This window comes from Mesorhizobium sp. WSM4976, assembly GCF_029625685.1.
Lineage (GTDB): Bacteria > Pseudomonadota > Alphaproteobacteria > Rhizobiales > Rhizobiaceae > Mesorhizobium.
The window spans coordinates 1-21,701 of the sequence record NZ_JARTVT010000029.1; the positions used below are offsets into that span (position 1 = coordinate 1).

The following is a 21,701-nucleotide window of genomic DNA, read 5'->3' on the forward strand; positions in this document are numbered from 1 at the left end:
TCACGGTGGCGCGGGACCAACGCCCAATCAGCTCTTAAACTGATTCAACGCAATCGTGAGGTTGCCTGATGAGCGACATCCACCTCAAGAACCTCACCAAGAGCTTCGGCGACTTCAGGGCGCTGAAGGCGATGGACCTCGAAATCGCCGACGGCGAGTTCATGGCGCTGCTCGGGCCTTCCGGCTGCGGCAAGTCGACGACGATGAACATGATTGCCGGCATGGAGGAGCCGACGAGCGGAAAAATCCTGTTCGGCGAGCGCGACATGGCGGGCGTGCCGATGGGGCGGCGCGGGGTAGGTTTCGTCTTCCAGAACTATGCCATCTTCACGCATATGACCGTGCGCCAAAATCTTGCCTACGGTCCCAGGATGCGCGGCGCCGCCAAGGCCGAGATCGACCGGCGTGTCGACGCCATCGCCGAGATGCTGCAGCTTTCCCCGCTGCTCGACCGCAAGGCCGACAGGCTGTCGGTCAACATCCTGCAACGCGTGGCGATCGGCCGCTCGGCGATCATGGAGCCTGCGATCTTCCTGCTCGACGAGCCGTTATCAAATGTCGACGCAGCGTTCCGCGCGGTGATGCGCACCGAACTCAAGCAGCTGCAGCGCCAGTTCAGACAGACCATGGTCTATGTCACGCATGACCAGCTCGAAGCCATGACCATGGCCGATCGCATCGCGGTGATGGATCATGGCGTGCTGCAGCAGGTCGGCACGCCGCTCGAGGTCTACAACAATCCGGCGAATGTCTTCGTCGCGCGCTTCATCGGCGCGCCGGGCATGAACCTGCTCAGGGGAAAGCCTGCGGAAAGCGATCGGGGGCTGGTCATCGATTTGGGACCGCTTGGCATCACGCCGCCCTTGCCGGACGAACTGGCGTTCTCCGTGAGAGCAGCGCGAGCCGAGGTGTTTTACGGTTTCCGGCCCGAGCAGATAGCGCTTACCGAACGCGGCCTCTCGATGCCGGTGAGCTTCGTCGAGCGGATCGGGGCACGCACCATCGTCCATCTCGGCGAAGGCGAGAGCGCTGTGAAGGCGGTGTTCGAGAACCATGTCGGGCTGTCGGTCGGGCAGACGGCAATTGTGGCGCCGCCTGCCTCGTCGGTGCGCGTCTTCGACGCCACCACCGGGCTTGCAGTGAGGGCGGGCTGAGCCATGGCCGATATCGTTTTCCGCAATGTGACCAAGCGCTACGGCAACACGCTTGCCGTCAACGACGCCTCCTTCACCGTCAACGACAACGAGTTCTTCTGCTTCTTCGGTCCGCCGTTGTCCGGCAAGTCGACGATCCTGCGCCTGGTGCTCGGGCTGGAAGTGCCCGATCAGGGCGAGGTCCTGATCGCCGGCAGGCCAGTCAACAGCGTCTCGCCGGCCGAGCGCAACGTCGCCATGGTGTTCCAGAACCTGGCGCTGTTCCCGCATATGAGTGCGCGCCATAACATCCGCTTCCCCCTGGTCGAGCGGAAGATCGCGGAAGCCGAGATCGAGAAGCGATTGGCTGACGTCTCGCAAAGGCTGCACATCGGCCACATCCTTCACAAGCCGCCGGCGCAGCTGTCCGGCGGCGAGCGCCAGCGCGTGGCGATCGCGCGCGCTTTGGTGCGCGACCCGGTGGCCTATTTGATGGACGATCCGATCTCGGCGCTCGATGCCAGGCTGCGCGAGGAGACGCGCGTCGAGCTGAAACGAATCCAGCGCGAGCTCGGCAAGACGCTGATCTATGTCACGCATGACCAGGAAGAAGCGATGTCGGTCGCCGACCGCATGGCGATCCTGGAGAACGGCCGCATCAGGCAGATCGGCGCGCCGGCCGAGATCTACGACCGTCCGGCAAGCGCCTACGTGGCGCGCATGCTCGGTTCACCGATGATGAACATCCTGCCTTCGGTGCGCGGCGCGGGTGGCATCGAGGCGGCCGAAGGTGCAATCCGCATTGCCGATGCCAAGGCGCCTGCCGAGGCGATCGAGATCGGGGTCAGGCCGGAAGACATCAAGGTCCGGCCTTGGACGGATCAAGAGACGGCGGGAGGGCGGCCGGGCAGCCCGGCACGGGTGTTCGAGGTCGAGCCGCTCGGCGGCTACACCGTGGTGACACTCGCTGCCGGGCAGGCGCGGCTCAGGGCACTGCTGCGCGGCCAGCCTGACATCAGGCCCGACGCCATGGTGGCGATATCCTGCGAGCCGGGTCGCGTGCATTATTTCGGTCAGGACGGAGGCGCGCTGTGACGGCGGCGGCAAGGACAGAATTTCGGGAGGAAGACATGGCGGAAAGAAACTTCGAACCGGACGTCAAGATTCGCACCAGGGAATACCGGATCGGCTGCGTCGGCGCCGGCATGATCATGGCCGAGTGCCATCTGGCAGCCTACAAGGAGGCCGGTTTTCCGGTGGTGGCGATCGCCTCGCGCACCAAGGCGAATGCTGAGAGGGTCGCTGCCCGCTGGGCCATCCCGACGGTGCATGACACGCCGGAGCAGCTGATCGAGGATCCCAGCGTGGAGATCATCGATCTTGCCTTTCCGCCGGACAAGCAGCCGGCGCTGATCCGCCACGCGCTCAAGCAGAAGCATATCAAGGCGATTTTGGCGCAGAAGCCGCTCGCGCTGTCGGTGGAAGAAGCAGTCAAGTTGCGCGACGAGGCGGCGAAGGCCGGCAAGATACTCTCCGTCAACCAGAACATGCGCTACGACCAGTCGATTCGTGTGCTCAAGCAGATCATCGACAGCGGCGCGCTCGGCGACATCGTCTTCGCACAGATCGACATGCACGCTATCCCGCACTGGCAGACCTTCCTGCAAGGCTATGACCGACTGACGCTCGCAAATATGAGCGTGCACCACCTCGACGTGCTGCGATTCCTGTTCGGCGATCCCGACGAGATCACCACGCTGACGCGCAAGGACCCGCGCACCAAGTTCGAGCATTCCGACGGCATCACCGTGTCGACGCTGCGGTTCCCATCGGGCGTGCTCGCAGTGTCGCTCGAGGACGTTTGGTCCGGCCCGCGCCAGGAGGGCTACAAGGACGACCAGCACATCAACTGGCGCGTCGACGGCACCAAGGGCGTCGCCAAGGGCACGATCGGCTGGCCGACTGGTGCCGCCTCGACGCTGACCTACGCTTCGACCGAGACGACGGGCGGCGAATGGGTGAGCCCGAGCTGGGAGACGATGTGGTTCCCGCATGCCTTCATCGGCGTCATGGAGCAGCTGCAGCACGCCGTGAAGACCGGCACGCCGCCGGCGCTGTCAGTCGCCGACAACGTCAAGACTATGGCGCTGGTCGAGGCGGGCTATCGCTCGATGGCATCGGGCCGCACGGTCAGGCTCTCCGAGATCCCGATCACCTGAACACGCTGGCAACTGAATCAACCCAATCAACTGAATCGCTTAAAGGGAGGAATTCAAGATCATGATGCAGGCAGGTATTTTCACGGGCTATTTCCCGTACGGCCTCGAAGAGACGGCGAAGAAGATCCGCGGGCTTGGTTTCAACACGGTGCAGCTCGATCTGCACTTCAAGGATATCGATCTGTCGGCCGGCCAGATCACCAAGGACAAGGCGAAGAGGGTGCGGGATACCTTCCGCGATCATAACCTGCCGATCTGCTGCGTCTCGGGCTACACCAATATCATCCATCCGGACAAGGCGGAGCGCGAGAAGCGGGTCGGCTATCTCAAGGAGATCATCCGCAACGCCCGCCATTTCGGCTCGCCTTACGTGATCTCGGAGACCGGCACCTACAACACCGAATCCGACTGGGTGCATCATCCAAAGAACAAGACCGAGGAAGGTTTCGAGGAGTGCCGCAAGGTGATCGCCGACCTTGCCCAGACAGCCTACGATCACGGCGCGGTCTTCCTGCTCGAAACCTATGTCAACAACGTCGTCGGCTCGGTCGAGGAGACAGTGAAGATGTTCGCGCAAGTCGACCATCCTGGCCTCGGCCTGCTGATGGATCCGACCAATTATTTCGAGACCCACAATATCGACCGGATGGACCAGATCCTGAACCAGGTCTTCGACACGCTCACCGACAAGATAAAGATCGCCCACGCCAAGGATGTGAAGCGCTCAGGCGACGACAAGTCCGAAAAGCATGCCGATATCGGCGACGCCGACGCGATGGAAAGCCACACCTTCCGCGGTGTCGGCGAGATCGAACTGCCGGCACCCGGCCTCGGCTCGCTGAACTACGATCTCTACCTCAAGCGGCTCGCCGAGAAGCACCCGAACATCCCGGTCATCATCGAGCATCTGTCGGAAGATGACGTGCCGCGCGCCAAGAAGTTCCTCGACGGGAAGTTCCGCGAGAACGGCCTCTGAGATGGCGTGGGCGCCACCGGTTCGCGACGGCGCCCACTTGCACAACATAGAGTGGAGGAAACGAGATGTTCAAGTTTGGATTGAAGCTGGCTGCCGCGGCGGCCGTATTCGTCGGGGTCGGCTTCGGCTCGGCGGCGCAGGCCGCGGGCGGTCAGAAGACATTCTACCTCCTGTCGCATGGCGGCCCGTCCGACGCGTTCTGGATAGACTGGAACGCCGGCGCGACCAGGGCTTGCGACCAGCTCCAGGTGACCTGCAAGATCTCCTTCAGCGGCGGCGACATGGCGGCGCAGAAGGAGGCCTTTAACTCCGCGCTCGCCGCCAAGCCGGACGGCATCGCCACCACCTCAGCGCAGCCCGGGCTGTGGACAGAGGAAGTGAAGGCGGCGAAGGCGGCCGGCATTCCGATCGTGTTCTTCAACACAGACGACCCGGCGACCGGACGCCAGGCCTATGTCGGCGCAGACCTCAAGGAAGCCGGCGCGATCTGGGCGAAGTATCTCGTCGACCACAAGATGCTGAAGCCGGGCGACAAGGTGTTCCTGCCGGTCGAGGTGCCCGGCGCCAGCTACCAGCAACTCGAGACGGAAGGCATCGCCAGTGTCTTCGATCCGCTCGGCATCAAATATGACGTGGTCGATTGCGGCACCGATCCGGCCGGCATCATCGCCAAAATGACCGACTATATGGTTGCCAACAATCCGCCGGCGATCATCGCGCTGGGCGATTCCGTGGCAGCCAGCGTCAAGCGCGTATTCGACGGCGCTGGCATTCCGGCCGGCAAGATCCCGGTTGTCGGCTGGGGCAATTCGAAGGAGACGGCGCAGGCGGTCAAGGAGGGCTTCGTCAACGCCGCCGCCTGGCAGTATCCTTCGGCGCAAGGCTTCATGCCGGTCGCGCTGCTCGGACTCGCGGCTTCAGGCGAGCCGATCGGCTACGACGTCCACACCTTCGGCCTCTACGACGCCTCCAGCGTTGAGCCGATCCTGAAGCTCTACGAGAAGAAGTGAGAGAAGTGGCGCCCGCCGAGTGAGTGGCGGGCGCCATGCAAAAAAGCATGGTTCAGCAAGTCATGGCAGTTACAGCGGAACATGGCGCTGGGCGCGCGAAAGGCAGGTCGAGCCTGATGCGCTCGCCGCAATTCTCCTCCTTCGTCATCCTCGTCGTGCTTCTTGTGGTGTTCGCGCTCGCCGACGGCAATTTCCTGTCGCCGCTCAACATCTCCAACATGATGGCGTTCCTGCCGGAGCTCGGCATCATCGCGCTCGGCATGACGCTGCTTCTGACCGCCGGCGAATTCGACCTGTCGGTCGGCGCGGTGTTCGGGCTGGCCCCGGTGGTGGTCATGCTCCTGGTGCAGAACGCCGGCATCGATATCGGCGTGGCGCTGCTCGCCGGGCTGTTGCTCTGCATCGCGATCGGCGCGATCAACGGCGTGATCGTCACCAAGATCGGCATCTCGTCCTTCCTGGTGACGCTGTCGATGCTGCTCATCGTGCGCGGTGCCGCGCTTTACATCACGCAGGGCTTTCCGCTGAAGTCCTGGGACCAGCCGGGCTTTTTCGTCACGCTGCTTGCCGGCAGCTTCAACATCGGCGCGTTCCGCTTCTACACTTCGCTCTGGTGGTTCATCGGGCTGTCGCTGCTTGCGGTTTACATCCTGCGCTACGCGAAGCTCGGCAACTGGATCAGCGCCATCGGCTCCAACCGCAACGCGGCGGTGGCGCGCGGCGTGCCGGCCGATGCGGTCAAGATCTGTCTGTTCATCGCGACCTCCGTGCTCGCCGGGCTTGCCGGCATGATCAGCGCCTTCCGCATCTCGGCGGCCTCGCCGGTAGCGGGCACCGGCTATGAGCTGGAGGTGATCGCCATGGTCGTGGTCGGCGGCACGGCGCTGACCGGCGGGCGCGGCACGATCCTCGGCACCATCGTCGGTGCGCTGATGCTGCGCGCGATCCGCAACGGCATCGTGCTCGTCGGCGTGCCCGGGCTCGCCTACAACATCTTCGTCGGGGTCATCATCCTCGCCATGCTCATCCTGCACGCTCTGCTGCAGAAAAGCGCCGCAAGGAGCTGGTAACGATGCAGGAAGTGCTCCGGCTGCAGAATCTGCAAAAATCCTTTGGCAGCGTGCGCGCGCTGAAGAATGCGTCGCTGACGCTCAGGGAGGGCGAGGTGGTGGCGCTGCTTGGCGACAACGGCGCCGGCAAATCGACGCTGATCAAGGCGATCTCGGGCGTCTTCCCGATCGACCGCGGCGACATCTATGTGCGCGGCGAGAAGGTTTCGATCCGCACCACGCGCGAGGCCATGGACCTCGGCATCGAGACCATTCACCAGGACACCTCGCTTGCGCCCGACCTCAGCATCGCACGCAACCTGTTCCTCGGCCGCGAGCCGGTCAACCTCAAATGGCTCGGCGTGTTCGCGCCGCTCGACCTCGCCAAATTGCGCGATGCTGCCTCGGCGCTTCTGAAGCGTGTCGGCATCTCCAAGAAGCTTGACGCCGATGCGTTGGTCTCGACGCTGTCCGGCGGCGAGCGCCAGTCGATTGCGATCTCGCGCGCCATGCAGTTCGCCGCCAAGGTGATCATCCTCGACGAGCCGACCAACAATCTCGGCGTAGAGGAGACGCATGGCGTGCTGCGCTTCGTCAAGGAGATGCGGGCGGCGGGGCATTCGGTGCTCTTGATCACCCACAATATCCACCACGTCTTCGAGGTCGCCGACCGCATCATCGTCATGCGCCGCGGCGAGATCGTCGCCGAGCAGACCGTCGCCGATACCGACCTCCTGAGCGTGGAAAGCCTGATAACCGGGGCCGACCTGTCGGCCCTGATGAAAAGGGCCCAGTGACGGCATGGTGAAGCTCTACGGACAGACGCTTTCGCGCCGGCAGGTCGCCGAACGCTCCGGCATGCTGTCGCAATTCGCCGGCGTGCGGCTGATGACGCTCGGCGACGGCGTCGAGCGCGGCATCCGCATGCTCGAATTCCGCACAGGCTCGGGCCTGCGTTTCACGGCGCTGGTCGACCGGGCGCTCGACATCGCCGATTGCGAGTACAAGGGCCAGGCGATCGGCTGGCACTCGCCGACCGGTTTTCGCAACCCTGGCCTGCACGACTATGAAGGCGAGGACGGCTTTGCATGGGGCCGGTCCTTTTCCGGGCTGCTGGTCACCTGCGGCCTCGACCACATTCTCGGCCGCAACGAGGTGCCGGCCGAGAACTACAATTATCCGGGACGCAAGACGGTGACGCATTCGCTGCACGGGCGCGTCGGCACCATCCCCGCCCGACTGACCGGCTATGGCGAAAGCTGGGACGGCGACCGCTGCATTTTGTGGGCGGAAGGCATCGTCCAACAGGCCAGCGTTTTCGGCGAGGATCTGCATCTCATCCGCCGCATCGAGGCCAATGTCGGCGGCAGCGAGATCCGGCTCTCGGATCGCGTCGTCAACCATGGCTTCCATCGAACGCCGCATATGTATTTCTACCACGTCAATGTCGGGCATCCGCTGCTCGACGACGGCGCGCGCTACCTGGCGCCGATTCGCGACGTGGTCTGGGTCTCGCATGCCGGCGAGCGTTATGAGGCGCAGAAGGTCGGCTACCGCACCGTGCCAGCACCGCAATTGGGCTTCAGCGAGCAGGTCTGGCAGCATGAGCTTGGCGCCGACGTCAAGGGCGAGGTGCCGGTCGCTGTCGTCAATGACCGTCTTGGACTCGGCTTCGAAGTTGTCACCCGCAAGGACCAACTGCCTTGTTGCTATGAGTGGCAGAATTTCCAGGCCGGGCAGTATACGCTTGGCATCGAGCCCTCGACCCACCATGTGCTCGGCAATCTTGCCGCGCGGGAGCGCGGCGAGATGATCTGGCTGGAGCATGGAGAGACCCGCGCCTATGACGCGGTGTTCCGCGTTCTCGACGGCAATGAGGCGATCGCTAATGCGGAACAAAGGATCGCGGCCATCGCCCGTCAGCCGGAGCAGGATTACCCCCAACCCTCCGGCAATTTCCCAAGACTGGCGGCATGGCATGAGCGGGACAGACATCCACAGCAAGCTCTCCGGCCGGCGGACCGGATTGCCAGCGCTCAGTGAAAATTGGAGGCCAATGTGACGATGGCAAAGAAGCGCGATTACAGCCTTGTCGGCGAAAGCACGCGCATGGCGATCGAGACCGGACTGGCCTCGGCCGAGTGGTACCACACCGATGTGGCGCGCAAGACCATGAAGGAATTGATGCAGCGCTCGGATGGACCAGCGATCCGCGATACACTCGTCTGGATTGTCGCGATCCTCGGCTCGGCGGCGGGCATCGTCTGGTATTGGGGCACATGGTGGGTGGTGCCGTTCCTGTTCGTCTATGGCGTGCTTTACGGCTCGTCGAGCGACTCGCGCTGGCACGAATGCGGCCATGGCACGGCCTTCCGCACGCGTTGGATGAACGACGTCGTCTATCACATCGCCTCCTTCATGCTGATGCGCAATCCGGTGCAGTGGCGCTGGAGCCATGCGCGCCATCACACCGACACCATCATCGTCGGCCGCGATGCCGAGATCGCGGTGATGCGGCCGCCGGATCTGCTCAAGGCGGCTTTGGCCTTCACCGGCATCCTCGACTTCCGCTATTCGCTGCCGACGCTGGTGCGCCAGGCGTTCGGCACATTGTCGGACGACGAGAGGAGCTACATCCCGCAGATGGAGCAGCACAAGGCGGTGACCGCGGCGCGCTGGCACATGGCCGTCTATGCCGCGACGATCGCTGTCGCGATCGCGCTTGGATCATGGATACCGCTGGTGCTGATCGGCCTGCCGCGCCTCTACGGCACCTGGCACATGGTGCTGACCGGGCTTTTGCAACATATCGGGCTGGCCGACAACGTCACGGACCATCGGCTGAACACGCGCACCGTCTATATGAACCCGGTCAGCCGCTTCATCTACTGGAACATGAACTATCATGTGGAGCACCACATGTTTCCGATGGTACCCTATCACGCGCTGCCGAAGCTGCATGAGCTGATCAAGCACGATCTGCCGGTGGCCAACCCATCGATGTGGCACGCCTATCGCGAGGTCTGGCCGGTTCTGCTCAGACAGCTGAAATACGAGGACTATTATCTCAAGCGCGAATTGCCGCCGACGGCCAAGCCGTATCGCGGCGAGTTCCATGATCTCGACATAACGGCCGCGGCGGCCGAATAGGCAGCCTCGCTGCAAATCCGAAGAAAGACAGCCGGAGAAAGATGATGGCTCAATGGGTTGAAGCGTGCGCGGTCGACGACGTTGACGAGGAGGACGTCATCCGCTTCGACCATGGCGGCCGCAGCTTCGCGATCTACCGGTCGCCGGAGAACACCTTCTTTGCCACCGATGGTTTCTGCACGCATGAAAGGGCGCATCTCGCCGACGGGCTGGTGATGGACGACATCATCGAATGCCCCAAGCACAACGGCCGCTTCAACTACAAGACCGGCCAGGCCAAGGGCGCGCCGGTCTGCGTCAACCTCAAAACCTATCCGATCCGGGTCGAGGCCGGTAAGGTGATGATCGATATCGGCTGACAGCAACTCGCCGCAACACATAGAGGGAACCGAAGTCCGATGAGCCGAAAGAGACCGACCGTCGCCGATCTGCGCGCCATGAAGGGCAAGCGGCAATTGACCATGCTGCGCGTGCTGACGCTGGAAGAGGCGGAGGCCGCCGAGCGGGCAGGGGTGGACATCGTCTCGGTGCCGCCGGAACTGGTGCTCAATCCGCAGTACCGCGACGCGGCGCCCAGCCTCTTCACCATGCCGGGCGAGAATTTCTTCGAGATCGGCACGGCTGACGATTTCGTGCGGTGGTCGTTCCGCCTCTACAAGGCCAGCGCCGACGCGGTCTATTGCAGCGCCGGCTACGCTACGATCAAGCGGATGGCCGACGACGCCATACCTGTGATTGGCCACGTCGGTCTCATTCCCTCCCGCGCGACCTGGACCGGCGGTTTCAAGGCGGTCGGCAAGACCGCGGATACCGCCATGCAAGTGTTCGAAGCGGTCAAGCAACTGGAAGCCGCCGGCGCGATCGGCGCCGAGATCGAGGTCGTGCCGGTGGAAGTGGCGAAGGCGATCTCCGAGCGGACCCCGCTGATCATGCTGTCGATGGGCGCAGGCACGGGCTGCGACGCGCAGTATCTGTTCGCCGAGGATATTCTCGGCACCAATCGCGGTCACATGCCGCGCCATTCGAAAGTCTACCGCAACTTCGCCGCCGAATATGACCGGCTGCAGCAAGAGCGCATCGCGGCATTCTCGGAATATGTCGCCGACGTCAACAGCGGCGCCTATCCGGAAGACAGGCATATCGTGCATATGGACCCGGACGAGCTCACCCTCTTCATGAAGAAGGTGGAGAAGGCGTGAAAGCTCAAGGCCAATTGTTCAACGGGCGAGGCGGCATCCGTTCTGTTTTGGCCTTGAGGCGATAGCTGTTGTCGACATCAGTAGCCCGCAGTACCGGCTGGGAGTTCACGGCGGTCATGTTTTATGCGGCACACTTTTCGATACCCAGTCCCGACTGCGTTCGCGATGCCCTATAACGGCTTGGGCCGGACAGGCTTGGCGTAGGCATTTTGCCTGAGCCTCTTGTTCGGGCCAGGAGAGCTTCCAATGACATGGGGCAGAGATCTGTCCCGTAGTGCCCGCGGACCGAAGGGGAGGGTCGGGGGCGCGCGGAACCTCGAGGTGGACGGAGCGCTTCGAGCAATTGCATCTTCACGTCGCCGGGTATTTTTGCGCCCTGAAATTGCGGGCTTTCGATCCCTTCTTGAATTGTCATGCCAACCGAGGGCCGGTCGCGCAAGTTCGCGCCGCCACTGTCGTGGGGTCGCCGGCGACGACTTTCCAAAAAGTCCTCTCCTTCTCGCGCCAGAACTGGATGTCCATCCGCTTCCTGCCGACGCGCATGTCCTTCAACATCAGTTCCGGCATCCAATCCGGGAGTTCGGGATCAAGGTAGAGTTTTCCATTCGGAGCGTCGGGCTGGAAGCCGATAATGGCTTGCAGCAAAGCAAAGCAGGACCCGGCTGCCCAAGCTTGAGGCACATTGGCCCTCTTGTATTGCACGGGAAAGGTGGTGGGCGTTCGGGAGGACCCGGCGTAGAGTTCGGGCATTCTATGCTGCATGAAATAGCTTGCCGCGCCGCTGACGTCGCCGGCCAGGCGAGCAGCCTCCTCAAAGAAGCCGTAGCGTCTAAAGCCTAACGCGATCAGGCCATTATCATGGGGCCAGACAGAGCCGTTCTGATAGGAGTTCGGATTGTAGGCGGGGTGATCGGCCGACAAGGTCCGGATGCCCCAGCCGCTCCACATATCCGGCTTCATTAACCGTTGGACTACCTTTGCCGCGCGTTCCTGCGGAACAATGCCCGACCAGAGACAATGACCGGGATTGGAGGCTATGCTCAGAACGGGCCTCTTGTTTCCGTCCAGGGCAAAAGCATAGAACCCGGAAGCTTCATCCCAAAATACGTCATTGAATCGGTCGAACAGCGTCCTGGCCTTGCCCCTAAGCTGCTCGGCGCGAGGTTTGTTGCCTCTGGCGTCATAGATCTCTGCCATGCGCTGCCAAGCGTCATAGACATAGCCTTGCAACTCGCAAAGCGCCTTCGGTCCCCTCACCACTGAGCCATCAGGGTACACGATTGCGTCAGACGCATCTTTCCAACTTTGGTTCTCGTAGCCGAGCCTCGAACGGGTTTCATATTCCTGGAAACCATCGCCGTCGCGATCGCCGTGGCGGTCGATCCAGTCCAGGCATCTCTCAGCGGTTTCGATGTGCCGATCTATTAATCGGCCGTCGCCTGTGCACCGCCAGGCGTTGTGGAGGACGATCAGATACAGAGGCGTTGCGTCGGCAGTGCCGTAATAAGGCGTATGCGGAACGAGATGAAAATGAGCAAGCTCGCCGGTGCGGAGCTCGTGCATGATCTTTCCAGGCTCGGCATCCCGAAAGTCGTCCCGCGAGGTAGCCTGAAACCGACCGAGGACATCTAAGGCACCTCGGGCGAAGTCGGGATAGATCAAGGCGTTCTGAAGGGAGACGATCAAGCTGTCACGGCCAAACAGCCCTACAAACCAGGGCAATCCCGCGGCTGGAACGTACTCCATTTCGTCCGTGCCTTCGATAGGAAGACGAAGCGCTGCCATGTCTTCGATCGCCTGATTGTAGAGCTGGCGGAATTGCTCGTTCGAGGTGCTCAATTTGCACCCGGTGCGGCGCCACCCCGCTACTCGTTTGGCCGCTTTCGAGCTTAGGCATCTGTCGACACAGGCGCGTGGGGCCCGCCGGGTCGTATGATCCTGGCCAAAGTCATAGAGCAGGCACGTGTGCCAGGTGGCGCCAGGCTCAAGCTTGATATCGAAGCTGATCCGCCCATTGGCGTAGACAGGCCGGGTCAGCGTCCGACGGACCGTGATTGTGATAGCCCGGCGAAAATCCTGATTGGCGTAGGTGGTCCTGAGACGTGAGCTTCTCTGGTCCCAATCGGTGATGATGCGACCCCGACGGACGATGTCGTCGGCTTTTACCTCAAACAGATCGGCAAAATCGCTGCGAATTCCGACCTCCAGATTGAACTGGATGGTGTCGCGACCGTGGTTGACCAGATCCAGGTCTTCATGCAGCCCTCCCTGATCCAACGCGCGTCCGATCAGAAGCCCTAAATCGCCAGACCTCACCGGACCGGCCTCGGTGCCGAAAGCACGGTTCACGAGATAGATTTTGGCAGCGAAGTGAGCAATGTTGCCCGAGTTGAGAAGATCCCAGGGCTCCCCATTGGCGTATATCTGCCAACTGGATACGAGACGGGTGTCCGAAGCGTAGAGGCCTTGATGCGTGGGCCAAGTGATTTGGCCATCTTGCTGCGTCACCAAAAAGTTGAGGCCCTGATTGATCGCCAAGCGCGGCGGGCCGATCGCAATTTCCAGGGCCATGGGGTATGTGGCTCAGATATCCAACAACATCCTTACCTATCTGGCGCTCAAGCAACGAGTAGGCAAGCGGCGTTCCTGGCACACTGAATGAAGAGACATGCTCGAGCGAGTCGCCTGACAGCGCGCTGGCTAGGACGATCGATGCGATTTAAGCCGATTCAGCGAAGATAGCCAAATTGAACTCGGGCCAGGAGTCTTGCTGAGATCTTCCAGTGGGGAGCGCTTCGGCTCTCCCACTGGAAATTGCCGTCAGTCGAGCACCTTGACGACTGTATGCGTTTCTGGATCGACGACCACGGTGCGGTTGTCGATCACCGTATACTCGTACTTCACATTTGGGATTTTGTGCAGTTCGACCTTCTCAGGCACGGTCGAACCCACCTTAAGTTCGACGCCAGGCAACTTGATCGAAGCAAGAGGCTCCTTCTTCACATATTCGCGTATGGTGGTTTCCTGCTCCGGTGCCAGGACCACGGTATCCGCGATTGCCACGCTGACGCCTGACAAGAGCAGCAGGCCAGCCACGGTATTGGCGATTAGCGATTTCATTCTTCACTCCTCGGTATGTGTCCCGCCCATATGCTGGCACATGGCCGGCGGAACGCAGATGGGGACTGTCTTCAGCGTTCCATGTATCCAATGGTCACGGGGGATCGATGTTTCGCCGAAACTTCGGTGTGCGACCAATTCGTTGTCGGAGTGCGACTTAAGCCCTAGTGCGCTCGCCACCCTTTTAGCTTCACACGATTGCGCTCAATCGCCATCATGGCATCTCGTCGGTGCTCGAACCGTGCAAGAATGCCTGGATTTCGTCCAGGTCTATCTTCCCATCGCCGTTCTGGTCGATGGTATTGAAGATTCTGCCGACCGTGTCTTGCACCTCGTTTTCGGACAGCGCTCCGTCTCCATCGGTATCCAGGAGAGCGAACATCAGTCGCATCCCGGCACCACGCATCATCCGTGCGCCTGGGTGGCCCGCCATTCTTCGACCCTGGTCAGAGCTGCGGTCACCGTGCTTCTGCCAGCGATCGCCCTGACTGTCGTGGCGGCCAACTTCGTCGGAACCGCGCTCCTGTTGCATCCTCTCTTGCACGGCTTGCTCTATCATCTGGCGGATCATTTCACGCGATGGACCGCTTGCTGGTCCGTTGGCGTCCGGCAACGGCCCCGCCGGGGAGGGTTCGGTCGTCGGGCTGGGCGCCGGCGTTCCGGTTGTCTGCGCGAGCGCGGGAAAGGCGGCGATCATCAAGGCGGCCGCAGCGGCCGTCGTTCGTCGTACGTATCGCATTGCATCACTCCCTTGGTCAGTGTGTTTGGCTCAGGCCTTTGAGCCGGATCCGAACCGGTGCTCGATCCGATTGTTCCCCTGGCCAGACCCGGGTCGCGATAACGTTACTCAAGCCGGACGACCGATCCGGCAGGGTTGACCATTCAAAGCCTCGCGCCAACAACTTGGGAAAGACCACAATGCAGAGAGGCCCGGACGATATGTGTGTAGCGAATGTACCGTCCAGGAGTGATGCACCGCCTACTGCTGCGGAACACACGGCGGAAACCGAGCGGAGCCAGCGCGCCGCTGGCGCCTGGAGCCTCGTGGAACATTTTGTCGCTCGCCTGATTTTTGTGGCAGCCGCTTCGGCATCTCGACGCCCATTCACCTATGGAGAAACGATTGCTCGCTGACAGTGAAATTCATCATAAGTCAGAAGGTGTTGATGCCCGCGTGTTGTCTGATGTTATGGCTGCCCTCAACCGCAGAGTCACCATCTCTCACGAGTTCGACATCCCCTACATCGCTGGTTACAGCGTCGACGCCAAGACGGTCTACATCGACCGACATCTACCCCGCACACTAAAGGTGAGGAACAAAGATGTTCGGATCGAGCCTTTCTTAGTGGTTCATGAGATAGTCGAGAAAGCGCTCTTGGATGAGTTACGACTGCATTACCTTCACGCGCACCAGATTGCCTCACGCATCGAACGGGATTCCGTTAGAACGAGCGGGATAAGGTGGATAGACTATCAACGTTTCATGAAGCGTCACGAAAAGGCAATTGACGAGGAAGCATTGAAGAAGGTCCCTGCCGACCTGGACCTCACACCATACAAGGACCTTGACGATTACGCCCTGCTTCGGCGGCTCACGAACGTCCGTTCCTGAGCCGACCTGCCTCTGCACAGGGAACTCACAGCCGGACATGGTCGGCCATGTCCCGTGCTCCGAACAATCGCGCGGCATCCACGGACATTTCGGTCCACCCGACCATCTCGAGTGCAGATGCTGAACCCGAATACCCCATCCAGGGATCCCGGCAGGATTTCGATTTCCTGATCGTGTTCGACCAAACCATCGTCACGATCGAAGCGAAGGCGACCGGCAGCTGGGATCGCCGGCAGTATGAAAGCAAATGCAAGCGGCTCAGTGCGTTGCAGACCCGGTCTTCGCAACGCATGATCTCAGCCTGTTCTTCATCCTCCTGTCGCCCGGCTCGCCGCCTCGAAACTTGGATGGGCTTTTGCCGGACTGCGTCCGGCAAAAGCACGTGGGACTCTGGTTCGACGATCCGACGCTCCACTTCATCTCAATTGGGCGCAGCTCACTCACGGTCAAGGAACGGTGGGTTGCGACACGCAGCAAGCCGTCATTGCGCTGTTAGCAGCACGGCCTTAGCCGGAGTTCGCGCCAGCATGTGAAGGTCTTCGCCAGACGGCGGCAGACCCACCGCCGCCTGGCTAACTTCTTGTGCCTTGCGACCGCCTACTGAGCGGACTGAGCCGCCTTGGCAATCACGTCGGCAACCTTGTCCGGCTGAGAAGCAAACACCGCGTGGCTCGCCTCGATCTCGATCGTCTCGCTGCCGGCGCGCTTTGCCATGTCGCGCTCAAGGTCGGGGTTGATCGAGCGATCTTGCGTCGCAACGATTGCCCAGCTCTTCTTGGTCTGCCACGCCGGTTCGGTGACCTTGCTCGTGAACGCTTCCTTGGAAGCAAAGACCTGTGATCTCGACAGGAAGGCCGCATCCTCTTTCGGTAGATCGGCTGCGAAGTCGGCCGCGAAATTGGCCGGGTCAAGATAGAGGTAGTTGCCGTCCTTGGTTTCGCGAATGTGCGTGCCGGCCGCCGGCTTTGAGGATGCCAGGCTGACCAGGCTCTCACCCTTGTCGGGCTCGAACGCCGCGACATAAACCAGTCCGGCAACGTTGGCATGATTACCGGCCTCGGTGATCACCATGCCGCCATAGCTGTGACCAATCAGGAGCGACGGCCCGTCCTGCAGATCGAGCACGCGATTGGTGGCCGCGACATCATCCTTGAGTGAGGTGATAGGCTCCTGGACGACCGTCACGTTGAAGCCCCGCTGCTGGAGGATCTCGGCGACCTTGCGCCATCCGGATCCGTCCGCCAACGCGCCGTGGACGATCACCATGTTCTTGATCTCGGCCGCCTGCGCGGCAAATGCGATGGCGCTTGTGGTCAATGCGACTGCGAAAATGAAGGCACGATGCATGATAGAGCTCCTTTGCTTGAGCTGGTTGCGGTAAAAGACTTTTGCAAAAAGACTGTGTAAGTCGAAGGTGACGGCGAAGGCTTGGACGCCGGGATCCGGTAAGCGGATCTCGAAGGTTCTGGCCCTGACGTCGCCAGCCTGCCTGACGAACTGGTAAAGCCTGGCCGCGGCGACGGTGCCGTTGCCATACGCATCAATGTCGACGCCGTGATTTTCTCCCGGCGCCTTGCCGTCCACGGTCATCTCGAAGCGGATTGGCTTGTCGTCTAGTCCGGTCCAGGCACGAGATGCAGGTCAACGAGCGCTGAAGCGGTGGGCGATGGCGCCGTTCGCCTGATCGAGCGTGGCCTGCTCCCCGCCCACGATCCAGTTTCCAGAAAGACTCCAGCGGTTTAAGCGAGGCTCCACTAGGGAATATTTTTGCGCGATATCGGGCAGCACGGTCTCGTTCGAAGCAAAGGCCGTTGCCTGCTTCTAGCCGATATAGCATCGCCAACGTGCTGCGCACGAAGCTGTGCCAGGCACGGACAAACACGAAGGGCAGGATGGGAAGCATGCAGGGACTGACGACAGTCAGCACTCCTCCCAGATAGGGTATAGCGATAAGCGGGATCGTCGTTTCCTTTGGTGGAGTCCTGGCAAGGTGCAGAGGCGCCAGCCACGCAGCCGAAAAGATCTCGATGACGTATCCGGGATATGTCCAAATGCGCTGCAAACTGTATTGAAGTGTACAGACTGGCCCTGGCGCTACATCGCGACACAAATCTGATCGTCGCCAGGGCGAGCGACCTGGCTTTGTAACAGACTGTATCTTGCACGCCCCAGGCTACATCCGCATTCAATTGCGGCCGCCGTCGGACACACCGGGGATACATCGCGCCGGCTTTTTTGCCGTCCTTCACGCAACCCGGAGACAACCCATGTCCAACGAAATCGATCATACCCGCCGACGCTTCCTCGGCGTCGCCGCGCTTGCTGTCGCGACCGCCGAGCTTGGCCTCGCGACCCTGGCCAATGCAGAGTCGGGCTCCGCGATAACGACGGCGAAGAGCGGCGCGTCAGAGTCTTTCGATGCGATCAAGCAGGTCAAGGCAGGCGTGCTCGAGATCGGTTATGCCGAGATCGGGCCCGCCAATGGAACCGCCGTCCTCCTGCTGCACGGCTGGCCTTACGACATCAACAGTTTCGTCGACGTCGCCCCGATCCTGGCGACGGCCGGCTTCCGCGTGATCGTTCCACATCTGCGCGGCTACGGAACCACCCGCTTCCTGTCGGCCAAGACCCCGCGCAATGGACAGCAGTCGGCGCTCGCCGCCGATATGATCAACCTGATGGATGCCCTCAAGATCGAAAAGGCGATTGTGGCGGGCTATGACTGGGGCGCGCGCACCGCCAACATCATGGCTGTACTCTGGCCGGAGCGCTGCAAGGCGATGGTTTCCGTCAGCGGCTATCTGATCGGGAATCCAGAGGTCAACAAGAAGCCGCTGCCCCCCAAGGCCGAGCTTGACTGGTGGTACCAGTTCTACTTCGCCACGGAGCGTGGCCGGCTCGGATACGCGGCCCACACGCATGATTTCGCCAGGCTGATCTGGGAGACGGCTTCTCCGACCTGGAAGTTCGATGACGCCACCTTCAACCGTTCGGCGGCCTCGCTCGATAACGCAGATCATGTCGCCATCACCATCCACAATTATCGCTGGCGGCTGGGCCTTGCCGAAGGCGAGGCAAAATACAAAGCATTCGAAAAGAAGCTCGCCATGGCGCCGGCGATCACGATCCCGACGATCACCATGGAAGGCGACGCCAACGGCGCGCCGCATCCCCATCCGTCGGCCTATGCCGACAAGTTCTCGGGAAAATACGAGCATCGCAACATCAGCGGCGGCATCGGCCATAATCTGCCGCAAGAGGCCCCGCAGGCTTTCGCCCAGGCAGTGATGGATGTCGCGAAATTCTAGGCGACATGACCGTCTGCCGCGAAGATACCGGCTTCGCGGCAGACCATGCTGGGGCTAATGATGATCCGCATGGCCGCATGCCACGGAGGTCTGGAAGCGAGAATGGACCATGTCGATCACATCCTGATCGTCGATGACGACCGCGAAATCCGGGAGCTGGTGTCGAGCTATCTGGCGAAAAACGGGCTTCGCACCACCGTTTGCGCCGATGGCCGCCAAATGCGCAGCTTTCTGGACGCAAACACGGTCGATCTGATCGTGCTCGACGTCATGATGCCGGGCGATGATGGCATCGTGCTTTGTCGCGAATTGCGCTCGGGCAAGCACAAAGCCACGCCTGTGATGATGCTGACGGCGCGCAACGACGAGGTAGACCGGATCCTTGGACTGGAAATCGGCGCCGACGATTATCTGTCAAAGCCTTTCGCCGCGCGCGAACTCCTGGCCCGCATCAAGGCGGTCCTGCGTCGCACCAGGATGCTCCCGCCCAATCTCCAGATCAGCGAAGCAGGGCAGATCGTGTCGTTCGGCGATTGGCGGCTCGATACCGTCGGTCGCCAGCTATTGAACAAGGAAGGCGTGGCGATCGCGCTTAGCGGTGCCGAGTACCGGCTGCTGCGCGTCTTTGTCGATCACCCGCAACGCGTCCTGAGCCGGGACCAATTGCTCAATCTTACTCAAGGCCGCGATGCCGAGCTTTTCGACCGGTCGATCGACCTTCTCGTCAGCAGGGTAAGACAGCGGCTGGGGGATGATGCCCGAGAGCCTGTCTACATCAAGACCGTGCGGGCGGAAGGTTATGTTTTCTCGGTGCCGGTCGAGATCACGGAGCCGCGCACGTGACCTGGCGGGCATGGTGGCCGGGCACGTTGCGCGCGCGCCTGTTTGTGATCATGTTCACGGGCCTCGCGCTTGCATATGGTCTTTCCTTCGGCCTGCTTTATGCCGAACGCTACATGTCTGCCAGAGCCATCATGCTCGGCACACTGGAAAGCGACTTGGCGACCTCGATAGCCGTCCTGGATCGTCTGCCTGCCACGGAGCGGTCGATCTGGCTCGACCGTCTGAGCCGCGGCAACTACCGGCTCGTGCTTGGCCCGGGCCAGAACGGCATACCCGATACATCGAAGCGCGGCGCGGAAATCGCCAAGCGGATCGAGGATGCGGCCGGTCACAAATACCCGCTGCGCATCGAATCCATCCCCTCGGGCGGCAACAGGCTCCAGGGCCACCTGACCCTTTCGGACGGCTCGCCGCTCACCATCGATGTCACTCCGACCGGCATCATGCCGGTCGCCCATTGGCTTCCCTACGTCTTCATGGTGCAGATGGCGCTTATGTTGCTGTGTTCCTGGTTAGCCATGCGCCAGGCCGTGCGCCCGCTCGCTGAACTCACTGCCGCGGCTGATGGGTTGGATCCTACCAGCAAGCGCATTCTGATGAGCGAAAGCGGCCCACGCGAGGTCACCCACGCGGCTCGTGCATTCAACGCCATGCGCGACCGGATCGACCACTACCTCGAAGAGCGCGTCCAGATCCTTGCCGCCATTTCGCACGACCTCCAGACTCCGATTACGCGTATGCGGCTGCGCGCCGATATGGCCGAGGACTCTCCGGAGAAGGAAAAGCTCGTCAGTGACCTGCAAGAGATCGGGCGCCTGGTGCAGGATGGCATAGCCTATGCCCGCAGTTCGCACAGCAACGGCGAGAGCTTGTCGCGGATAGATCTTGCCTCCTTCATCGACAGCATTGCCTATGACTATCAGGACACAGGTAGTGCCGTCTCCGTCGTTGGAACCGTGCACGGCACGGCCACCACGAAGCCGCATGCGCTGCGCCGGATCCTGACCAACTTCATAGACAACGCGATCAAATTCGCCGGGGCGGCCGAGATCAGCGTGGAGCAGAAATCCAACAGCATTGCCATCACAGTGGCCGATCGCGGCCCGGGCATTCCCGAAGCGATGCTGGAGGTCGCGATGCAGCCCTTCTTCAGGCTTGAGCAATCGCGTAACCGCGAAACCGGAGGCAGCGGGCTCGGCTTGGCGATAGCCCAGCAACTGGCGGGGGCGATCGGCGGATCGGTCAGGCTCTATAACCGGGCCGGTGGCGGGCTGGCGGCGGAGGTCAGCATCCATGAGCCCGCCATGGCAGGTCGTGGAGCGATGGCTACGCTTTGATACATTTCGTCCCGTTCCCGGAAACATCCGCGATATATTGATGAAGGACATTGCGAATTATCCGCCACGGGCGCGGTCGATATTGCAACATCGGGACAGTAACATGAAGAAGCTAGACAATGTCGTCTACACCAGCAAGACACATACCACTGGCAGGCGCGAAGGTTTCGCGCGCAGCGACGATGCGTCTATCGCCGCGCTGGCCAGGGTATCTCGCTCTGCGATGCCCAGCGGTATGCTGCGCATACGTTTCCAATGACCATGGCCATCTCTTCTCGAAGACTAAGGAAGATCGAACTATTGACAAGAATTTCTGCCATCGGCTGGTTCAGCGATATTTGACCGAGTTCAAAATTTTCCAACCAAGATGATGGCATGTCTGCCGAACCGCATATATTCGCTGCCATCGCCACGTATTGGGCGCAGCCGTGTTGCGGCGCTGTTTCTGTCGATTTGATCTTGGACAAATCCATTGCCTTGGCGGAATGCCATAGTATCTCCGTCTATTGTCAATCCGTCAGGAGTAAAAGCAGATGAAAGTGCTTATCGTCGCTTCGCTAGGCTTGGTGCTTGCCGGCTGCGTCAATGAGAGTCGCTATGTCTCCGTTCCGGGTCATGCCTACAAGACCGAACCTGGCTGTAAGCGCCATGAAACCCCTTCGAAGTTCGATCCCGACTGCGATTGTCCGAAGAAAGGCTACAAGGGTTTCAAACAACCGATTCCATGTCCGCTATGATGTGCGGC

Annotated in this window: 21 protein-coding genes and 1 pseudogene; 17 read left to right on the forward strand and 5 right to left on the reverse strand. The window is 61.3% G+C overall.

The genetic code is table 11. The features are described from left to right. Positions 1-68: 68 nt before the first annotated feature. From P9272_RS28725 to P9272_RS28775, 11 genes are all read left to right on the forward strand, one after another. Positions 69-1,154, forward strand: a complete 1,086-nt coding sequence (locus P9272_RS28725; protein WP_278163150.1) for an ABC transporter ATP-binding protein — start codon at positions 69-71, stop codon at positions 1,152-1,154. Between the two features lie 3 nt (positions 1,155-1,157). Continuing rightward, positions 1,158-2,228: an ABC transporter ATP-binding protein gene (locus P9272_RS28730; RefSeq protein WP_278163151.1), complete on the forward strand. Its 1,071-nt coding sequence runs from the start codon at positions 1,158-1,160 to the stop codon at positions 2,226-2,228. Positions 2,229-2,263: 35 nt separating this feature from the next. Then, on the forward strand, positions 2,264-3,352 hold the full coding sequence (locus tag P9272_RS28735; RefSeq protein ID WP_278163152.1) for a Gfo/Idh/MocA family oxidoreductase: 1,089 nt from the start codon (positions 2,264-2,266) through the stop codon (positions 3,350-3,352). Positions 3,353-3,413: 61 nt separating this feature from the next. Then, on the forward strand, positions 3,414-4,328 hold the full coding sequence (locus P9272_RS28740; protein WP_278163153.1) for a sugar phosphate isomerase/epimerase: 915 nt from the start codon (positions 3,414-3,416) through the stop codon (positions 4,326-4,328). A 65-nt stretch (positions 4,329-4,393) separates the two neighbouring features. Next, positions 4,394-5,338, forward strand: a complete 945-nt coding sequence (locus P9272_RS28745) for a substrate-binding domain-containing protein (RefSeq protein WP_278163154.1) — start codon at positions 4,394-4,396, stop codon at positions 5,336-5,338. A 62-nt stretch (positions 5,339-5,400) separates the two neighbouring features. Further along, the gene (locus P9272_RS28750) at positions 5,401-6,408 is read left to right on the forward strand and encodes an ABC transporter permease (RefSeq protein WP_278163155.1); all 1,008 of its coding nucleotides are present in this window, start codon (positions 5,401-5,403) and stop codon (positions 6,406-6,408) included. A 2-nt stretch (positions 6,409-6,410) separates the two neighbouring features. Further along, entirely contained in the window at positions 6,411-7,184 is a 774-nt protein-coding gene (locus P9272_RS28755; RefSeq protein WP_128255947.1) for an ATP-binding cassette domain-containing protein, read from the forward strand. A gap of 4 nt (positions 7,185-7,188) precedes the next feature. Then, positions 7,189-8,430: an aldose 1-epimerase family protein gene (locus tag P9272_RS28760; protein WP_278163156.1), complete on the forward strand. Its 1,242-nt coding sequence runs from the start codon at positions 7,189-7,191 to the stop codon at positions 8,428-8,430. Positions 8,431-8,451: 21 nt separating this feature from the next. Further along, a complete protein-coding gene (locus P9272_RS28765; protein WP_278163157.1) occupies positions 8,452-9,537 on the forward strand; it encodes a fatty acid desaturase family protein in 1,086 nt (361 codons plus the stop codon). Positions 9,538-9,581: 44 nt separating this feature from the next. Beyond that, complete coding sequence (locus P9272_RS28770) at positions 9,582-9,896, forward strand: MocE family 2Fe-2S type ferredoxin (protein ID WP_128255944.1); 315 nt, start codon at positions 9,582-9,584, stop codon at positions 9,894-9,896. A gap of 39 nt (positions 9,897-9,935) precedes the next feature. Beyond that, the gene (locus P9272_RS28775; RefSeq protein ID WP_128255943.1) at positions 9,936-10,736 is read left to right on the forward strand and encodes a 3-methyl-2-oxobutanoate hydroxymethyltransferase; all 801 of its coding nucleotides are present in this window, start codon (positions 9,936-9,938) and stop codon (positions 10,734-10,736) included. A 411-nt stretch (positions 10,737-11,147) separates the two neighbouring features. On the opposite strand, the gene P9272_RS28780 is transcribed toward P9272_RS28775, so the two are convergent. The 3 genes from P9272_RS28780 to P9272_RS28790 form a co-directional block, all read right to left on the reverse strand. After that, positions 11,148-13,307, reverse strand: a complete 2,160-nt coding sequence (locus P9272_RS28780) for a glycogen debranching N-terminal domain-containing protein (protein WP_278163158.1) — start codon at positions 13,305-13,307, stop codon at positions 11,148-11,150. A 249-nt stretch (positions 13,308-13,556) separates the two neighbouring features. After that, the gene (locus P9272_RS28785) at positions 13,557-13,856 is read right to left on the reverse strand and encodes a DUF1236 domain-containing protein (RefSeq protein ID WP_128255941.1); all 300 of its coding nucleotides are present in this window, start codon (positions 13,854-13,856) and stop codon (positions 13,557-13,559) included. 214 nt (positions 13,857-14,070) lie between these two features. Beyond that, the gene (locus tag P9272_RS28790; RefSeq protein ID WP_278163159.1) at positions 14,071-14,595 is read right to left on the reverse strand and encodes an EF-hand domain-containing protein; all 525 of its coding nucleotides are present in this window, start codon (positions 14,593-14,595) and stop codon (positions 14,071-14,073) included. 384 nt (positions 14,596-14,979) lie between these two features. Between P9272_RS28790 and P9272_RS28795 the strand changes: the two genes are divergently transcribed. Then, positions 14,980-15,468, forward strand: coding sequence for a hypothetical protein (locus P9272_RS28795; RefSeq protein ID WP_278163160.1), 489 nt, complete (start codon positions 14,980-14,982; stop codon positions 15,466-15,468). Between the two features lie 597 nt (positions 15,469-16,065). On the opposite strand, the gene P9272_RS28800 is transcribed toward P9272_RS28795, so the two are convergent. After that, complete coding sequence (locus P9272_RS28800; protein WP_278163206.1) at positions 16,066-16,815, reverse strand: alpha/beta hydrolase; 750 nt, start codon at positions 16,813-16,815, stop codon at positions 16,066-16,068. A 75-nt stretch (positions 16,816-16,890) separates the two neighbouring features. After that, positions 16,891-17,274: pseudogene (locus P9272_RS28805) on the reverse strand (cytochrome c biogenesis protein DipZ); the annotation flags it as partial. A 461-nt stretch (positions 17,275-17,735) separates the two neighbouring features. Here P9272_RS28805 and P9272_RS28810 point away from each other — a divergent pair. The 5 genes from P9272_RS28810 (at position 17,736) to P9272_RS28830 (ending at position 21,693) form a co-directional block, all read left to right on the forward strand. After that, on the forward strand, positions 17,736-18,776 hold the full coding sequence (locus P9272_RS28810; protein ID WP_278163161.1) for an alpha/beta hydrolase: 1,041 nt from the start codon (positions 17,736-17,738) through the stop codon (positions 18,774-18,776). Between the two features lie 102 nt (positions 18,777-18,878). Further along, complete coding sequence (locus tag P9272_RS28815) at positions 18,879-19,619, forward strand: response regulator (RefSeq protein WP_128255936.1); 741 nt, start codon at positions 18,879-18,881, stop codon at positions 19,617-19,619. Between the two features lie 50 nt (positions 19,620-19,669). Then, on the forward strand, positions 19,670-20,956 hold the full coding sequence (locus tag P9272_RS28820) for an ATP-binding protein (RefSeq protein WP_278163207.1): 1,287 nt from the start codon (positions 19,670-19,672) through the stop codon (positions 20,954-20,956). Positions 20,957-21,059: 103 nt separating this feature from the next. Beyond that, on the forward strand, positions 21,060-21,215 hold the full coding sequence (locus P9272_RS28825; protein WP_278163162.1) for a hypothetical protein: 156 nt from the start codon (positions 21,060-21,062) through the stop codon (positions 21,213-21,215). Between the two features lie 274 nt (positions 21,216-21,489). Beyond that, on the forward strand, positions 21,490-21,693 hold the full coding sequence (locus P9272_RS28830) for a hypothetical protein (protein ID WP_128255935.1): 204 nt from the start codon (positions 21,490-21,492) through the stop codon (positions 21,691-21,693). The last annotated feature ends 8 nt before the right edge of the window (positions 21,694-21,701 follow it).

Coding starts and splice junctions, on each gene's coding strand:
- P9272_RS28725 (WP_278163150.1), top strand. CDS start 69: ATGAGCGACATCCACCTCAAGAACCTCACCAAGAGCTTCGGCGACTTC.
- P9272_RS28730 (WP_278163151.1), top strand. CDS start 1,158: ATGGCCGATATCGTTTTCCGCAATGTGACCAAGCGCTACGGCAACACG.
- P9272_RS28735 (WP_278163152.1), top strand. CDS start 2,264: ATGGCGGAAAGAAACTTCGAACCGGACGTCAAGATTCGCACCAGGGAA.
- P9272_RS28740 (WP_278163153.1), top strand. CDS start 3,414: ATGATGCAGGCAGGTATTTTCACGGGCTATTTCCCGTACGGCCTCGAA.
- P9272_RS28745 (WP_278163154.1), top strand. CDS start 4,394: ATGTTCAAGTTTGGATTGAAGCTGGCTGCCGCGGCGGCCGTATTCGTC.
- P9272_RS28750 (WP_278163155.1), top strand. CDS start 5,401: ATGGCAGTTACAGCGGAACATGGCGCTGGGCGCGCGAAAGGCAGGTCG.
- P9272_RS28755 (WP_128255947.1), top strand. CDS start 6,411: ATGCAGGAAGTGCTCCGGCTGCAGAATCTGCAAAAATCCTTTGGCAGC.
- P9272_RS28760 (WP_278163156.1), top strand. CDS start 7,189: ATGGTGAAGCTCTACGGACAGACGCTTTCGCGCCGGCAGGTCGCCGAA.
- P9272_RS28765 (WP_278163157.1), top strand. CDS start 8,452: ATGGCAAAGAAGCGCGATTACAGCCTTGTCGGCGAAAGCACGCGCATG.
- P9272_RS28770 (WP_128255944.1), top strand. CDS start 9,582: ATGGCTCAATGGGTTGAAGCGTGCGCGGTCGACGACGTTGACGAGGAG.
- P9272_RS28775 (WP_128255943.1), top strand. CDS start 9,936: ATGAGCCGAAAGAGACCGACCGTCGCCGATCTGCGCGCCATGAAGGGC.
- P9272_RS28780 (WP_278163158.1), bottom strand. CDS start 13,307: ATGGCCCTGGAAATTGCGATCGGCCCGCCGCGCTTGGCGATCAATCAG.
- P9272_RS28785 (WP_128255941.1), bottom strand. CDS start 13,856: ATGAAATCGCTAATCGCCAATACCGTGGCTGGCCTGCTGCTCTTGTCA.
- P9272_RS28790 (WP_278163159.1), bottom strand. CDS start 14,595: ATGCGATACGTACGACGAACGACGGCCGCTGCGGCCGCCTTGATGATC.
- P9272_RS28800 (WP_278163206.1), bottom strand. CDS start 16,815: ATGCATCGTGCCTTCATTTTCGCAGTCGCATTGACCACAAGCGCCATC.
- P9272_RS28810 (WP_278163161.1), top strand. CDS start 17,736: ATGTCCAACGAAATCGATCATACCCGCCGACGCTTCCTCGGCGTCGCC.
- P9272_RS28815 (WP_128255936.1), top strand. CDS start 18,879: ATGGACCATGTCGATCACATCCTGATCGTCGATGACGACCGCGAAATC.
- P9272_RS28820 (WP_278163207.1), top strand. CDS start 19,670: ATGTTCACGGGCCTCGCGCTTGCATATGGTCTTTCCTTCGGCCTGCTT.
- P9272_RS28825 (WP_278163162.1), top strand. CDS start 21,060: ATGAAGAAGCTAGACAATGTCGTCTACACCAGCAAGACACATACCACT.
- P9272_RS28830 (WP_128255935.1), top strand. CDS start 21,490: ATGAAAGTGCTTATCGTCGCTTCGCTAGGCTTGGTGCTTGCCGGCTGC.